Below are 15019 nucleotides of genomic sequence, written 5' to 3' on the forward strand. Positions count from 1 at the left end.
TTTTTCATCATCGACTGGCTAAAATGTAAACATTTATTTTTACATTCATTACGTTTATTAAATTCGCGGGTGGTCATTTAGACTCTTTTTCGTACAACACCTATTAACCGTGCATCACTGCGATACGAGATTAGCCATGACTTTATTTAACGACGATTATGAATTTTATATTTATCAGTGATAACTATTACCTTTGCCATGGTGTATCAAGCGCCCTGACATCCACCTGTTTGATTCGCGATGACGCGGATATTCACGAACTCAACAGGCTCGATCCAGCAATGGATTTTATCATTGCGATTGAACAGGATAAGTTACGCAATAAAACCATTCAGCAGGTCAAAAAAGTCAAACGTGATTACATCGTCCTGATGCAAGAGATAGAAGCCAACAGCGCGGTGAGAATCGATAATATTATCTATTCGTCGATGCATTTTACTGTTCACCCTTTTCAACAATTAATGCGTTTTTATCGGGCGCTGAGAACACACTCCTTTACGCGACGCGAATATGACGTGCTGAAGCTTTTTCATATGGAAAACCATGAGATCGCGAAAAAGTTAAAACTGTCACAAAAAACCACCAGCACCTACCGCGTGAGGATCCTCGAGAAATTAAATATGCGTTCTAAAAATATTCTGGCGATGACCCGGATAAAATCGGCGATTGTCGATCAGAAGCTGTGACATTTCGCCTGGCCTCGCCAAAACCGACGCATCAGTTTTCGCCCTGAGGGGGTTTAGCTGGCGCGGGATACCAGTTCTCTTTGGCAACCATCACGCTGCCCTCTGGCTGCATAACAAAATTCGGGGACATGATCTGCACGTTAAATTCATTAAACACGTCCTGTATCTGGCTGTGCAATTCATTGCGGGCAACCGCGAGGGACTGATCGGGCAGCAGACGAACCTGCAATTCGTAAGCGATATACCAGTCCATTAACCCTAACTGGCGCACCAGCGGCGGCTCGGTAAGGTCAATTCCTTTTGCCCGTTTCGCAGCCAGCTCCAGCATGGCATGCACCTGACGCCATGGGGTGTCATAACCGATCGTGACGCTGACCGTCAGATTGAGGCTGCCATCGGGCTGTAGCGCGCTCAGGTTGGTGATCTTACCGCTCACTACCACCGCATTGGGCACGGTAACGACATAATTTTCCCGGGTAACAATTTTAGTCGCCAGCATGCCTATTTCACTGACCTTACCTTCGTTATCCGCCACCCGAATGACATCGCCTTTGCGCAGGGCGCGGGAGTAAATCAGGACCAGACCGCTCATGGCATGGTTCATTACCCCCGCCGAGCCCAGCGTTAACATCAGGCCGAAGAAGACGCTAATACCTTTAAACGCCAGCGAGTTTGCGCCGGGGAGAAACGGCCAGGCGGCGGAGAGAGCAAATAGCCAGACGGCAACGGAAATGAGCTTGCGGGTCGCCCCCACGGTTTCCGGATGGACGCCGGGGAGTTGCAGACGACCAGCCTCCACCTGATTGAGCACCACCTTGAGAAGCTTCAGAATAAAAGCGGTAATGAGGAAAATGATCAGCACAATCGTCAGCCCAGGCAAGGCCGAGACAATTGCCAGGGCGATTTGCTGCACCACGCGAAGCGTCCAGTCCCCCAGCGACGTGCCCCACACCCGGGTCCATGGAAACAGGCTGAATGCCCAGCTCAGCCAGACGTAAAAGCCAATCAACCCCAGCAGGAACATCAGGATGCCGTAAAGCCGAATCTCAATTGCGCCTATGTACCGCCGCCAGCTTTGCGGTACACGGCTGCGATTCTCAACAATACGCCGACGGTAGACGCGCCGGAACCAGCGCCAGGATCGCCAGGCGCCATAGCAGAGCAGCATAAGCGCCAGCAGGCCAGCGGCTGTTTTTACCGTCGACAGCGCCAGCCAGCCGGTATCGTATTGATCGCGCAGCGCCATTCTCTGCGCTTCCATGCGCGCCAGCACGCGCTGCGCGGCCTGATCGAGGGTAAGATCGTCCCCTTCATCCAAATCCCCTTCCGTCAGCAGCATCACAGGCTTACCGTTCATCACTATCAGCCGTCCCTGCTGGTTATAGCGGGTCACGGGGACGACGCTGAGCGGCTCACGCACATCCGCCTCGGTAAAATTGCGCAGGGTGTTGCGGATGCGTAAAACGCGCTCTTCGGGCGTGGTCAGGCCAAACTTCGCCTGAAGCATGACGATCGGCTGATGGAAGATATAGACGGTTCGGGCGCGCTCCTGCTCCGTAGGCGCCTGGCGAGGCTCTGCGGCATACGATGAGAAGGCGCTCAGGGCGGCAAAACAGAACGCAAACGCGAGCAGGATCTTTTTCATCCTCACTACCCCAGGTCAGAAATCTTGTTATTTTTCAGGCAACCCGCGAATGCCAGGTGGGTATGTTGAGAATAGTCCAGCCTTCCGTTTCTGCAAGATGCAACCGTGAGCGTGTTGCTCTCAAACACAATATATGTATTATGTTATAACATAACATTTTCGGATTGCGTTCTATGAGACTTAAAAAAGGGTCATTTCTGGCTTCACTACTTTCCATGGCACCTGCCGCTTTCGCAGCAACCTCCTGGCCTCTCACGATAGAAAATTGCGGCGTAACGCAGACCTTTGCGCAGCCTCCTCAGCGCGTCGTGACCGTGGGTCAGCATGAAACTGAATTATTGCTCGCTCTGGGGCTGGAGAAAACGATCGCCGCAACGTCGGTCTGGTTCGGTGAACTTCCGGCTCCGCTGGCGGATGCCGGAAAAAACCTTCCCCGGCTCACAGAAAATTCGCCCTCTTTTGAAGCTGTGGTGGGACAGAAACCGGAGCTTGTTCTCGCGCAGTATCACTGGCACATTGGTCCGCAGGGAGAAGTGGGAACACGTGAGCAGTTTACATCGCTGGGAATAAATACCTGGATCTCCCCTGCCGACTGCACGGATAAAGCGGTGACGGAAACGTCAAACGCAGACGGAGCACGAAGCGCGCCGTTTTCACTGGCGGAAATTACGCGGGAAGTGACAGATCTGGCGACGATTTTTGATGTTTCCGCCCGAGGTGAGCAGCTCAACCGCGCGCTGACGGAACGTATCGAAAAGGCCCGGGCGCGCGTCTCAGCGAAACCGCTTCGCGTCGTATTCTGGTTCTCCAGCAGCCGTCTGAACGGCGACCCCTGGGTGGCGGGAAATTACGGCGCGCCTGGCTGGATCAGCCGCACGCTGGGGTTGAAGAACATTATTGACTCTCACGACGAATGGCCAGCTGTAACGTGGGAACATATTGCCCGGTCGCAGCCGGACGTGATTGTTATCGCTGAGATGTCCCGCAGGCTCTACCCTGCCGATGACGTTGCGGTAAAAGAAGCATTCTTGCGCAGTGACCCGGTGACGAAGAACATGCCTGCGGTCAGGAACAACCACATCATCGTGGTGCCAGCGATGTCGTTAAACCCTTCATTGCGTAACGTTGATGCCGTTGAGCTTATCAGCGATCGGCTGGCTTCTTTCCGGGATGAACAATGAGTCCGTTGGCTTTTGAACGCCGCCAGCAAACTTTACTGGCGGCAGGCATCATGGCGCTGCCGCTGATACTGGTCTTTGCCGCCAGTATCGGTGATATGCCGGTGTCGTATGCCAGTACCGGGAAAGCGATCCTCAACGGACTGGGGTTGACCGCTTATGCGTTGCCGCAAACAGAGGAAGGTATCATCTGGGAATATCGCATGAGCCGGGCAGTGATGGCGGCGTGCAGCGGCGGCGGCCTGGCGCTGTGCGGGCTGGTGTTACAGTCGATCCTGCGTAACCCTCTGGCTGAGCCGTATCTGCTGGGGATTTCCGCGGGCGCATCGCTGGGCGCCGTCTGTGTAATGCTTCTCGGTATCGGGGGGAGCGTGATTGGCGTGAGCAGCGGCGCGTTTGTCGGCTCCTGCGCCGCCTTTGCGCTCATCATGCTGATTACAAACGGCATGAGCGCAAGCCCGTCACGCATTTTACTGGCTGGCATTGCGGGTACTCAACTCTTCAACGCCATGACCGCGTACGTTGTCAGCACGTCAGCCAATGCCGAACAGTCCCGTAGCGTCATGTTCTGGCTGCTGGGGAGTCTGAGCGGTGTGCGCTGGCCTGACGCGCTACTGGCGCTGGCCGTTACGCTTGCAGGTTTACTGGTGATATTTCTCTTTTCGCGGGCACTGGATACCTTCACCTTCGGGGATGAGGTCTCTGCCACGCTGGGGATCCCGGTTACCGCCGTGCGTATTGTCTTATTGCTGACCTGCGCCGTCGTCACCGCAACGATGGTGAGCGCCATAGGCGCAGTGGGGTTTGTGGGTCTGGTGATCCCCCACGTGACGCGCATGCTATGCGGGCCGGGTCATCGTCGCGCGATCCCGCTGACGTTTCTCATCGGCGCCCACTTTATGATCCTCGCTGATATCGTCTCACGCACGCTGATTGTGCATCAGGTTCTGCCCATCGGGGTGGTGACTGCGCTGGTGGGCGCCCCCGTGTTTGTGGCGTTGCTTTATCAAAACCGAAAGGAGCATCCATGAATATTACCGTGGCCGGGTTAACCGTAACCCGACAAGCGCAGACGGTGCTGAAGGATATTGATCTCGACCTGCCATCCGGGCAGATTGTCGGCCTGTTAGGGCCAAACGGCTCGGGCAAGTCGACGCTATTGCGCTGTCTCGCCGGGCTGATCCCGCGACTTAGCGAACGTGTTGCGCTTAATGGCACAACGCTTGGCACGATGCCACTGAAAACACGCGCGCAGTCCATGGCCTTTGTTCCGCAACATGCTGAAGTCGACGGAGAGCTGACCGTTGAGGAAATCGTTAGACTGGGGCGTACGCCCTACCGGAAAACATTCCAGAGAACCACTCGCGACGATGAGGCTGCGGTTGAACAGGCGATTGGCCTGATGCAGTTAAGCGGATTGCGCCAGCGGCGATGGCAGTTTTTGTCTGGCGGAGAGCGTCAGCGAAGCCAGATAGCCCGCGCGCTGGCCCAGCAGCCGCAGGTGCTGTTGCTTGATGAACCAACGAACCACCTGGACATTCAGCACCAGCTGGAGCTGATGCGGCTCGTTTCACAGCTGCCGCTTACGGTGGTGGTTGCACTGCACGATCTCAACCTTGCGGCCAATTACTGCCAGCGGCTGATCCTCCTGAAAGCCGGAAAGATTTCAGCCACGGGCGCGCCTGAAGCGGTGCTGACGCCAGCCAACATCGAGGACACCTGGTGCGTAAAAGCGCAGGTCAGTAAGGCCGACGCCGGGATCACGATAAGCTACAACATGGGCGGCATGGCTGAAGTCTGGCGCAAAAGCAAAAACCCCTGCGATATTGCTATCGCAGGGGTTTCGAATTTGGCGGAAGCGTAGAGATTCGAACTCTAGAACCCTTTCGGGTCGCCGGTTTTCAAGACCGGTGCCTTCAACCGCTCGGCCACGCTTCCTAAGTGAGGCGAACTATATACACCTCACCGCGCGCTGTAAAGAGTGCGCGCATTCGTTCGCTTTAAAAATAGCCAAAATGCGTTTAATCGGTTGAATAGACGACAGATTGGCCATTTTGCCAGCATAATATCCACCGCGGATCGTTAGTGCTTTTTGATGTACATATCTTTGGTGTAGTAGTACCCGAGCTTGTCCGGCGTGAATCCCCCCACCCAGGGTTTTACCAGGTGCGTGCGCACGTAGTGATAGACCGGGATCGCCGGTACATCGCGTCCCAGCAGATCTTCTGCCTGCTGGTAGAACTTACCGCGCTCCTCCGCCGTTTTCGATTTCGCCGCGTTCGCCAGAGCCCGATCGTAGTCCGGATTGCTGTACTGCGTGGTGTTTTGGCTATCCCCGGTACGGAAGGTGTTCAGGAAGGTTGCCGCATCGTCGTAATCGGCAATCCAGGCGTAGCGTACCGCGTCAAAGTTATGGGTGTGCATAGTATCAAGCATGGTTTTCCACTCCTGATTTTGCAGCTTCGCCTCCACACCGAGGTTCTTCTTCCACATAGAGCTGGCGGCAATGGCAATACGCTGATGCGATTCTGACGTGTTATAGAGGAGATTAAAGCTGAGCGGATGGCTGTCGTTAAATCCGGCTTCGGCCAGCAGCTTTTTCGCCTCGGCAATGCGTTTATCCATCGGCCAGCTGGCGTAATCCGGGTTCTGTAGCTTGACGCCGCCAATATCCGTCTGGCTGATCAGCCATGCCGGGCGCTGGCCCTGCCCTAATACTTTCCCGGCGATGATGTCTTTATCCAGCGCCAGGTTCAGCGCCTTGCGCACGCGGGCGTCGTTGAACGGCGGCCGGGTGGTGTTGAACTGATAATAATAGGTGGCAAGCTGCGGTGAAACGTCCAGCTCGCTCCCCAGCGTTTTCTTCAGTTGAGCAAACTGGTTGATCGGCACCGTGTAGACAATATCGATTTCGCCCGCTTTGTAGCGGTTGACGTCTGCGGCTTCAGAGGAAATAGGCAGATAAGTCACCTTGTTGATGACGGTATGTTCGTTATCCCAGTATTTCGGGTTCCGCACCGCCACGATGCGTTCGTTCACCACCCACTGTGACAGTTTATAGGCCCCGCTGCTGACGAAGTGCTCCGGCTTGGTCCACTTATCACCGAAACGGCCTACCAGGACTTTATCTATCGGCACCAGAGACGGGTGAGCCAGCATCGCCAGGAACGCGGCATTTGGCTGCGTGAGCGTCACTTCCAGCGTGGTGTCATTGATGGCTTTCACACCCAGCGACTCGGGGGCTTTTTTGCCTTCTGCAATATCAGCGCCGTTGACGATACGCATACTGCCGGGATAGCTGGCATAGGGAGAGGCGGTTTTCGGGTCGACCAGCCGCTGCCAGCTCCAGACAATATCTTCCGCGGTGATGGGGGTTCCGTCGCTCCAGGTAATGCCCGGGCGCAGATGGAAAGTCCAGACGGTGTTGTCTTTATTTTCCCATTTCTCCGCCAGGCGCGGCTGGATTTCACCTGCCGGAGAGACACTGACCAGCCCGTCGAATAAATCGCTGATAATATTGAATTCGACATCGCTTTCGACTTTATGCGGGTCGAGCGAGGCGGGTTCACTGCCGTTGTTCCTGACCAGTTCCTGCTTATCTGCCAGCTGGGTTCCTGCTGGCACGTTAGCCGCCCAGGTTGCCGTGCTGGCGCACAGGATCCCTGCGGTTAACAAAGAGAGTGTAAAGTGCGTGCGTGTTTTTGGTTTCATTTCCTTCGCCTATTGTCTGTTTTTATGACGATCCGGAAATAACTCTTAGCGGCCTTAGGGAAATAACGCAATATTTTTCAGTAACCTATAAGAGGTTGATCTGAATCCGCCCTACAAACCGCACTTCATTCTAAGGACAAAGGCTTTACCAGAATAAAAAACCAGCATAATCCCTAAGGGGCTGAGTAAAGATGGGTAAAACCACTTTGCGTCTGCCGCGCCGTTTCCTATTCTTTGCGCTAATTACATCTGTCATAAGAGAGTGACTCATGGATCGTATTATTACTTCTTCACGCGACCGCACATCGCTACTCAGCACCCATAAGGTGCTGCGCAATACTTATTTTATGCTCAGCCTGACGCTGGCGTTTTCGGCGATCACCGCGACGGCCAGCACCGTGCTGATGCTGCCTTCTCCGGGTCTGATCCTGACGCTGGTGGGTATGTATGGTCTGATGTTCCTGACCTACAAAACCGCGGATAAACCAGTAGGTATTCTTTCCGCGTTCGCCTTTACCGGCTTCCTGGGCTACATCCTGGGGCCAATCCTGAACGCCTATCTGTCTGCCGGTATGGGTGACGTGATTGGTATGGCGCTGGGCGGTACCGCGCTGGTGTTCTTCTGCTGCTCGGCCTACGTGCTGACCACCCGTAAGGACATGTCCTTCCTTGGCGGTATGCTGATGGCGGGTATCGTGATTGTGCTGGTCGGTATGCTGGCGAACATCTTCCTGCAATTGCCTGCGCTGCATCTGGCAATCAGCGCGGTGTTTATCCTGATTTCATCCGGCGCAATCCTGTATGAAACCAGCAACATCATTCATGGCGGTGAAACGAACTATATCCGCGCCACCGTGAGCCTGTATGTGTCGCTGTACAACATTTTCGTCAGCCTGCTGAGCATCCTGGGCTTCGCCAGCCGCGATTAACTCATCGTGTTGTGAACATGGCCCCGCTTATGCGGGGCTTTGTTTTTTTGGTAGACTGATGCGGTTTTTGACTAACGCGTGAATGATTATGTTGAGTTTTGAAGGCAAAGAGATCGAAACCGATAACGACGGTTATCTGAAAGAGAGCAGCCAGTGGAGCGAAGCGCTGGCGGAGAAAATTGCGGAAAACGAAGGAATTACCCTCTCCCCGGAACACTGGGAAGTGGTGCGCTTTGTGCGGGAATTTTACCTTGAATTCAATACCTCACCCGCTATCCGCATGCTGGTCAAAGCCATGGCAAATAAGTTTGGCGAAGAGAAAGGCAACAGCCGTTATCTGTATCGCCTGTTTCCGAAAGGCCCGGCTAAACAGGCGACAAAAATTGCCGGTCTGCCAAAACCGGTAAAATGTATTTAATAGCGAATACTGAAGTCAGCGTATTCCCGGCCGGGTTGATGCGGTTCCGTTAGCACCTTATCAACCCGCGCGCTGCGCGGTCCGCCCGCTTTCAGCCACGCCACCAGCTTCTCTACCCGATCCGCCTCACCGCAGGCCACGACCTCCACGCTACCGTCATCCATGTTACGCGCATACCCCGTCAGCCCAAGCTGAAGGGCTTCGCGCTGGGTGCTGTAGCGGAATCCGACGCCCTGTACGAGGCCATAGACCCAGGCAATGGTGCAAACATTTGACATCATCCTTCTCCTTATCCGACTGGCGCGTTGCATTTCCTCACTGAAGTCGGGAAAATGGCGGCCATTTCATTGGAATCGACAGAATAGCAAATTATGAGTGTACGTTTAGTGTTAGCCAAAGGGCGCGAGAAGTCATTACTGCGCCGTCATCCCTGGGTCTTTTCCGGCGCGGTTGCCCGCATGGAAGGTAAAGCCAGCCTCGGTGAAACCATCGATATTGTTGACCATCAGGGGAAATGGTTAGCACGCGGCGCATACTCGCCTGCATCTCAGATCCGCGCGCGCGTCTGGACGTTCGATAAAGAAGAAACCATCGATATCGACTTCTTCGTCCGTCGTCTGCAACAGGCGCAGCAGTGGCGCGAGTGGCTGGCAAAACGTGACGGACTGGACAGCTATCGTCTGATTGCCGGTGAATCCGACGGGCTGCCAGGGGTGACCATCGACCGCTTTGGCAATTTCCTGGTGTTGCAACTTCTCAGCGCCGGGGCGGAGTACCAACGTGCCGCGCTGATTAGCGCGCTGCAAACCCTGTTCCCGGAATGCGCCATTTACGACCGCAGCGACGTGGCGGTGCGCAAAAAAGAGGGCATGGAGCTGACGCAAGGCCCGGTCACTGGCGAACTGCCCCCTGCCCTGCTGCCTATCGAAGAACATGGCATGAAGCTGCTGGTGGATATCCAGGGCGGCCATAAGACCGGGTATTACCTCGACCAGCGCGACAGCCGTCTGGCGACGCGCCAGTACGTTGCCGATAAGCGCGTGCTGAACTGCTTCTCCTATACCGGCGGCTTTGCGGTCTCTGCCCTGATGGGCGGCTGTGCTCAGGTGGTGAGCGTCGACACCTCACAGGAAGCGCTGGATGTGGCGAAACAGAACGTTGAGCTGAACAAGCTGGATCTGAGCAAAGCGGAGTTTGTGCGTGACGACGTGTTTAAACTGCTGCGTAAATACCGCGACCAGGGCGAGAAATTTGACGTCATCGTGATGGACCCGCCGAAGTTTGTGGAAAACAAAAGCCAGCTGATGGGCGCCTGCCGTGGCTATAAAGATATCAACATGCTGGCGATCCAGCTGCTGAACCCGGGCGGCGTACTGCTGACATTCTCCTGCTCTGGCCTGATGACGACAGATTTATTCCAAAAAATCATCGCCGATGCCGCAATAGATGCGGGTCGTGATGTACAATTTATAGAGCAGTTCCGTCAGGCCGCCGATCACCCAGTGATCGCTACCTACCCGGAAGGGCTGTATCTGAAAGGGTTTGCCTGTCGCGTCATGTAACTTGAAAAGAGAAATATTGCCCGCACATAGTGTGTATGTAATGTTTCCCGGGAGGTGACTATGATTGCCAGCAAATTCGGTATCGGCCAGCAGGTCCGCCACACCTTGCTTGGATATTTGGGTGTGGTCGTGGATATCGACCCGGAGTATTCCCTTGATGAACCGTCAGCAGACGAGCTGGCGGTTGACGCAGAGCTTCGCGCCGCGCCCTGGTATCATGTGGTCATGGAGGGCGACGATGGTCAGCCTGTCCATACCTATCTTGCCGAAGCGCAGCTGAGTGGTGAACTACAGGATGAGCATCCGGAACAACCCACTATGGATGAGCTTGCTCAGACCATCCGCAAACAGTTACAGGCACCAAGACTGCGAAACTAAAGGTGTTAAAAAGCCCGTCAAACGGGCTTTTTTTATTTTGCCAGCCCCAGACGGGGGATATCGATTGCCGGACAGCGATCCATCACCACCTTTAATCCGGCATCGCGCGCCAGCACAGCCGCCTGCTCATTAATCACGCCCAGCTGCATCCACAGCGTTTTCGCGCCGATAGCGATCGCCTCCTGCGCCACGCCCCAGGCCGCCTCTGAATTGCGGAACACGTCCACCATATCTACCTTTTCCGGCACGTCCGCAAGCGTCGCATAGCCCTGCTGACCCAGCAACGTTTTCCCCGCCACCTTCGGCGAAACCGGGATTACGTGATAACCCTGGTCCAGAAGGTATTTCATGACCCGATAGCTTGGGCGATCCGGTTTATCGCTCGCGCCGACCAGCGCGATAGTGCGCGTGGACGTCAGAATCTCGACAATGTCGTTCTCTTTCATGCTCTTCCTCCTGGTTTTTTTAAAGTGTACGTCAAAGCGGATATCTCAACCACGCATCACCTACAGAAGTATGAGGGCAAAACGGCAGAATATGTCTATATGTTAGTAAACGTGATAATCGAAAACTTTTGATACATTCTTACCGGGTGTTTTGTCTACAGGAGTCTGCTATGAAAACCGGCATTGCCTCGGCTGTGGTTGCGTTAATCATGCCGGTTTGTGTTTTCGCAACCACCCTCAGACTCTCAACCGACATAGACCTGCTGGTGCTGGACGGGAAAAAAGTCTCCAGCTCCCTGCTGCGAGGTGCAGACAGCATTGAGCTGGATAACGGTCCGCATCAGGTGGTTTTTCGGGTGGAAAAGACGATTCGCCTCGCCGACAACGAACAGCAGGTATACATTTCGCCTCCGCTGGTTGTGAGCTTTAATACCCAGCGTATCAGCCAGGTCAACTTCAGTCTTCCGCGTCTCGAAACAGAAAAAGAGTCACTGGCATTTGATGCTTCGCCACGCATCGAGCTGGTGGACGGAGATTCCATGCCCATCCCGGTAAAGCTGGATATCCTGGCGCTGACAAAAAGGCCAAAAGGAACAGATTACGAAGCAGACACGGAGATCTATAACAGGGCCAGCAGACGCGCCTCCCTGCCCCAGTTCGCCACCATAATGGCGGATGACAGCACCCTGCTTTCGGGCGTATCGGAGCTGGATGTACTCCCCTCTCAGTCACAAACGCTTACTGAGCAGCGCCTCAGGTTCTGGTTCCAGAATGCCGATCCGGACACGCGCGCCCGTTTTCTGCAATGGGCAAAACGACAACCTTCGTCATGAGCCACATTTTTTTGTCCTTTCTCTTGCAGCATCAGTCAGTTCCCGTCATCGTGTAGCGAGGTAACCTCACGGATAAGATTATGGAACTGACAACTCGCACACTTCCGGCGCGCAAGCACATTGCTCTGGTTGCGCACGATCACTGTAAACAAATGCTGCTGAACTGGGTTCGCCGCCATCAGCCTCTGCTACAGCATCATGCCCTTTCTGCCACCGGGACAACCGGTAACATGATCCACCGCGAAACCGGTCTGGAAGTGAATGCCATGCTGAGCGGCCCGATGGGGGGGGACCAGCAGGTAGGGGCTCAGATTTCGGAGGGCAAAATTGACGTTCTGATTTTCTTCTGGGATCCACTGAATGCGGTTCCGCATGACCCTGACGTTAAAGCGCTGCTGCGTCTGGCGACGGTGTGGAACATTCCGGTAGCCACCAATCTTTCAACGGCAGATTTCATCATTGAATCGCCGCAGTTTAACGATCCGGTGGAGATTTTGATCCCGGATTATTCGCGTTATCTTGCGGAGAGACTGAAGTAGTTTTATCGCCGGGTGGCGGCTCCGCCTTACCCGGCCTGCAAAATTGCCCGCGTCGTTACGGCTTTCTCGCCACCGGTACGTCAATACTCTTCAAAATATCGACAAACACCGACGGCTCCTCCTTGTTGAACAACAGCCACACGCGATGGCGCGCGCGGGTTATCGCCACGTACAGTAAGCGCCGCTCCTCTGCATCCGGGAAATCTTCCGGAACAGGCAGTAACGCCTCTTCCATCACGGATTCCCGCGCCGGTGCCGGGAATCCGTCGCTCCCCTCTTTTAGCCCCACCACAATCACGTAGTCGGCCTGCTGCCCTTTACTGGCATGAATGGTCATAAAATCGAGCTGTAGTTTTGGCCAGCGCGTCGCCGCTTTTTCCAGCGCCGTCGGCTTCAGGTGGTGATAACGCGCAAGGACCAGAATGCGCTCATCCGGTTTCGCATAGCCGCTCAGTTTATCCAGCAGCGGTTCCAGCTGATCGTCCGCCAGCAGGGTGACGGCCTTTTTATCCCCCGACGTCAGGCTGTTAAGCGGTTTCGACAACTGGTGCGGGTTCTGCTGAATAAAACGGTTGGCTATTTCGCCAATCCGCGAGTTGAAGCGGTAGGTGGTGTCCAGATCGCTGCGATCGCCTTCCCCAAAATAGTGGTGGAAGGCCGTTGTGAGAGAAAGTTGCGCCCCGCTGAAACGGTAGATAGCCTGCCAGTCATCACCCACGGCAAACAGCGACGTGTGTTTATTCTGCGCCCGCAGTGCCGAAAGCAGCGCAGCGCGCTGCGGCGAGATATCCTGAAACTCATCCACCAGAATGTGTTTCCACGGGCTGACGAAGCGCCCTTTCTCCAGAATGATAATGGCCTGATGGATCAGTCCGGAAAAGTCGACCGCGTTTTCGTCTTTCAGCGCGGTTTTCCACGCTTTTAGCATCGGTGCCATCAGCTTAACCCGCTTAGAAAACACGGCGCGGATAGACTCCGGTGCGCTTTCTATCATCTCTGCCTGAGATCCGCCATGCATGCGCATCAGGCTTACCCACCGGTCGAGACGAGAACCCAGACGGCGCGCCAGCTTTTCATCCTGCCAGAAGCTGCCCTCTGGCACCTCCCAGTTGAGCTCCTCTTCAAGCCACTGACGCCAGCCTTTCGCCTGCGCCTTTTTTTCACTGCATTGCTGACGCCATGCCTTGATAAACAGCGCCTGGCGAGCCTGAGCATCATTCTCCAGTTTGCTGACAACAGGCACTTTTTTGCTGCCCTGTTGAATGATGTGTAACGCAAGGGAGTGGAAGGTGCGCGCCGAGATATCCTGGGTATGCAAACGCGCCTGAATGCGTTCATCCATTTCCTGCGCCGCCTTGCGGCCAAAGGCCAGCAATAAAATCTGGTCGGCAACCGCCTCGCCCGTCGTCAGAAGCCAGCCCGCGCGCGCCACCAGTACCGACGTTTTGCCGCTCCCGGCACCTGCCAGCACTAATAAAGAGTGCTCGCCATTCACCACGGCGCGCGCCTGGGCAGGATTGAGGGGCGATGATTCCACCGTACTGAAGAAATCGGCATATTGCGTAAGCATCGCATCGGTCCAGGTCTGGTTGTGCGCCATTCGGCTTTTCTCGATATCGCTCAGCCATGCCTGACACTTCCGCCACGCGTCGCGGCAGTTATCAAACTCCTCAAGCCGCGCCACCGGTAAAGGCAATGCCGTCAGCGCCTGGGCGATTTTTTGCTGAAGCCCGGCAGTTTGCTGGCGCGTCAGCCACCTCTGCTGAGTATTGCTTAGCGCTATATCATCCAGTACCTGATGCAGCACCTGTGCGGCAATCACGCTCATCTCCTGGCTCCACTGCTGCCAGCGCGTGTTCAGATGATGGTGGAAGCGTTGGGTTTCCGCCCACTCGGTCCCGTGGAGTCGCACCACTTTTTCTTCTGGCAGAACGAACTCCAGTTCTCCCCAAACCAGCCCTCGCTTGCAGTGAATGGCCAGTAGCTGATTAAACGGAATAAGGTATTCGTGGCGTTCACCGGACACTTTCACTCCCGCATTGAGGAGGACAACCTTGTCGTAAGGGTGTTGCGCCAGGCGTTTGCCCATTGAAGTTGCTTTCAGTTCCATATCCTGCCGGATCCACGAGGTCATAATTTGTCAGACAGTTTAACTGCCAGTTTTAAGGTGCTCCAGCCCAAAAAAACGTTACAATCACCGGGCGTTAATCATATCGAAGGAAATGAGGGTTTATGCGTACCGTTCTGAATGTGTTGAATTTTGTCCTTGGCGGTTTTGCCACCACCCTTTCCTGGCTTTTTGCCACCCTGGTGAGCGTCGTGCTCATCTTCACCCTTCCGCTGACGCGCTCCTGCTGGGAAATCACCAAGCTCTCCCTCATTCCTTATGGAAATGAAGCCGTACACGTGGATGAGCTGGAGCCGGAAAGAAAAAATGCTTTGATGAATACCGGCGGCACGCTGCTGAATATTCTGTGGCTGATCTTCTTTGGCTGGTGGCTGTGTCTGATGCATATCTTCGCCGGTATTGCCCAGTGCATTACGATTATTGGCATTCCGGTTGGCATCGCGAATTTCAAAATTGCCACCATCGCCCTGTGGCCGGTAGGACGCCGCGTAGTCCCGGTTGAAGTGGCACAAGCCGCGCGTGAAGCCAATGCCCGTCGTCGTTTTCAGTAATAAGGACTGGCCGCT

16 protein-coding genes and 1 tRNA gene are annotated in these 15019 nt (G+C 54.9%); 11 read left to right on the plus strand and 6 right to left on the minus strand.

All coding sequences use genetic code 11. From position 1 onward, the window contains the following. The first annotated feature begins 158 nt into the window (after positions 1-158). Positions 159-686 carry a helix-turn-helix domain-containing protein gene (locus ACOTX7_RS11715; RefSeq protein WP_221813451.1) on the plus strand — a complete coding sequence of 176 codons (528 nt, stop codon included), beginning with the start codon at positions 159-161 and terminating at the stop codon, positions 684-686. A 31-nt stretch (positions 687-717) separates the two neighbouring features. Here the strand turns inward: ACOTX7_RS11715 and ACOTX7_RS11720 are convergent, their stop codons facing one another. Next, positions 718-2331: a mechanosensitive ion channel family protein gene (locus ACOTX7_RS11720; RefSeq protein ID WP_221813453.1), complete on the minus strand. Its 1614-nt coding sequence runs from the start codon at positions 2329-2331 to the stop codon at positions 718-720. Positions 2332-2504: 173 nt separating this feature from the next. Here ACOTX7_RS11720 and ACOTX7_RS11725 point away from each other — a divergent pair, with 173 nt between their 5' ends. Genes ACOTX7_RS11725 through ACOTX7_RS11735 form a run of 3 tightly spaced genes read left to right on the plus strand, consistent with a single transcriptional unit; the run spans position 2505 to position 5373 of the window. After that, on the plus strand, positions 2505-3512 hold the full coding sequence (locus ACOTX7_RS11725; RefSeq protein ID WP_421626082.1) for an ABC transporter substrate-binding protein: 1008 nt from the start codon (positions 2505-2507) through the stop codon (positions 3510-3512). Beyond that, positions 3509-4540, plus strand: coding sequence for a FecCD family ABC transporter permease (locus tag ACOTX7_RS11730; RefSeq protein ID WP_221813457.1), 1032 nt, complete (start codon positions 3509-3511; stop codon positions 4538-4540). The genes ACOTX7_RS11725 and ACOTX7_RS11730 overlap by 4 nt, the downstream gene beginning before the upstream one ends. Continuing rightward, complete coding sequence (locus ACOTX7_RS11735; protein ID WP_260630844.1) at positions 4537-5373, plus strand: ABC transporter ATP-binding protein; 837 nt, start codon at positions 4537-4539, stop codon at positions 5371-5373. The genes ACOTX7_RS11730 and ACOTX7_RS11735 overlap by 4 nt, the downstream gene beginning before the upstream one ends. Here ACOTX7_RS11735 and ACOTX7_RS11740 read toward each other — a convergent pair. Further along, a tRNA-Ser gene (locus tag ACOTX7_RS11740) sits at positions 5360-5447 on the minus strand. The genes ACOTX7_RS11735 and ACOTX7_RS11740 overlap by 14 nt on opposite strands. A 144-nt stretch (positions 5448-5591) precedes the next feature. After that, entirely contained in the window at positions 5592-7220 is a 1629-nt protein-coding gene (locus tag ACOTX7_RS11745; protein ID WP_221255763.1) for an ABC transporter substrate-binding protein, read from the minus strand. A gap of 269 nt (positions 7221-7489) precedes the next feature. On the opposite strand from ACOTX7_RS11745, the gene yccA reads away from it, so the two are divergent. Beyond that, positions 7490-8149, plus strand: a complete 660-nt coding sequence (gene yccA / locus ACOTX7_RS11750) for an FtsH protease modulator YccA (RefSeq protein WP_003858127.1) — start codon at positions 7490-7492, stop codon at positions 8147-8149. Positions 8150-8237: 88 nt separating this feature from the next. Next, positions 8238-8567, plus strand: coding sequence for a sulfurtransferase TusE (tusE, locus tag ACOTX7_RS11755; RefSeq protein ID WP_003858129.1), 330 nt, complete (start codon positions 8238-8240; stop codon positions 8565-8567). On the opposite strand, the gene yccX is transcribed toward tusE, so the two are convergent. Further along, on the minus strand, positions 8564-8845 hold the full coding sequence (yccX, locus tag ACOTX7_RS11760; RefSeq protein WP_174269505.1) for an acylphosphatase: 282 nt from the start codon (positions 8843-8845) through the stop codon (positions 8564-8566). The two genes, tusE and yccX, sit on opposite strands and share 4 nt — an antisense overlap. A 93-nt stretch (positions 8846-8938) precedes the next feature. Between yccX and rlmI the strand changes: the two genes are divergently transcribed. Both rlmI and hspQ read left to right on the plus strand, forming a co-directional pair. Beyond that, the gene (gene rlmI, locus ACOTX7_RS11765) at positions 8939-10129 is read left to right on the plus strand and encodes a 23S rRNA (cytosine(1962)-C(5))-methyltransferase RlmI (protein WP_015570890.1); all 1191 of its coding nucleotides are present in this window, start codon (positions 8939-8941) and stop codon (positions 10127-10129) included. A gap of 60 nt (positions 10130-10189) precedes the next feature. After that, a complete protein-coding gene (gene hspQ, locus ACOTX7_RS11770; protein WP_006809336.1) occupies positions 10190-10507 on the plus strand; it encodes a heat shock protein HspQ in 318 nt (105 codons plus the stop codon). Between the two features lie 32 nt (positions 10508-10539). Here hspQ and ACOTX7_RS11775 read toward each other — a convergent pair whose 3' ends face one another. Further along, a complete protein-coding gene (locus ACOTX7_RS11775; protein ID WP_006809337.1) occupies positions 10540-10953 on the minus strand; it encodes a CoA-binding protein in 414 nt (137 codons plus the stop codon). Between the two features lie 170 nt (positions 10954-11123). Between ACOTX7_RS11775 and csgI the strand changes: the two genes are divergently transcribed. Next, entirely contained in the window at positions 11124-11786 is a 663-nt protein-coding gene (gene csgI, locus ACOTX7_RS11780; protein WP_221255762.1) for a curli synthesis inhibitor, read from the plus strand. 80 nt (positions 11787-11866) lie between these two features. After that, the gene (gene mgsA, locus ACOTX7_RS11785; RefSeq protein WP_221255761.1) at positions 11867-12325 is read left to right on the plus strand and encodes a methylglyoxal synthase; all 459 of its coding nucleotides are present in this window, start codon (positions 11867-11869) and stop codon (positions 12323-12325) included. A 55-nt stretch (positions 12326-12380) separates the two neighbouring features. Here the strand turns inward: mgsA and helD are convergent, their stop codons facing one another. Beyond that, positions 12381-14435: a DNA helicase IV gene (gene helD, locus ACOTX7_RS11790; protein WP_221255760.1), complete on the minus strand. Its 2055-nt coding sequence runs from the start codon at positions 14433-14435 to the stop codon at positions 12381-12383. Between the two features lie 122 nt (positions 14436-14557). On the opposite strand from helD, the gene ACOTX7_RS11795 reads away from it, so the two are divergent. Then, positions 14558-15004: a YccF domain-containing protein gene (locus ACOTX7_RS11795; RefSeq protein WP_221255759.1), complete on the plus strand. Its 447-nt coding sequence runs from the start codon at positions 14558-14560 to the stop codon at positions 15002-15004. Positions 15005-15019 lie beyond the last annotated feature (15 nt).

This window comes from Enterobacter cloacae complex sp. IR5418 (assembly GCF_049238105.1).
Lineage (GTDB): Bacteria > Pseudomonadota > Gammaproteobacteria > Enterobacterales > Enterobacteriaceae > Enterobacter > Enterobacter hormaechei.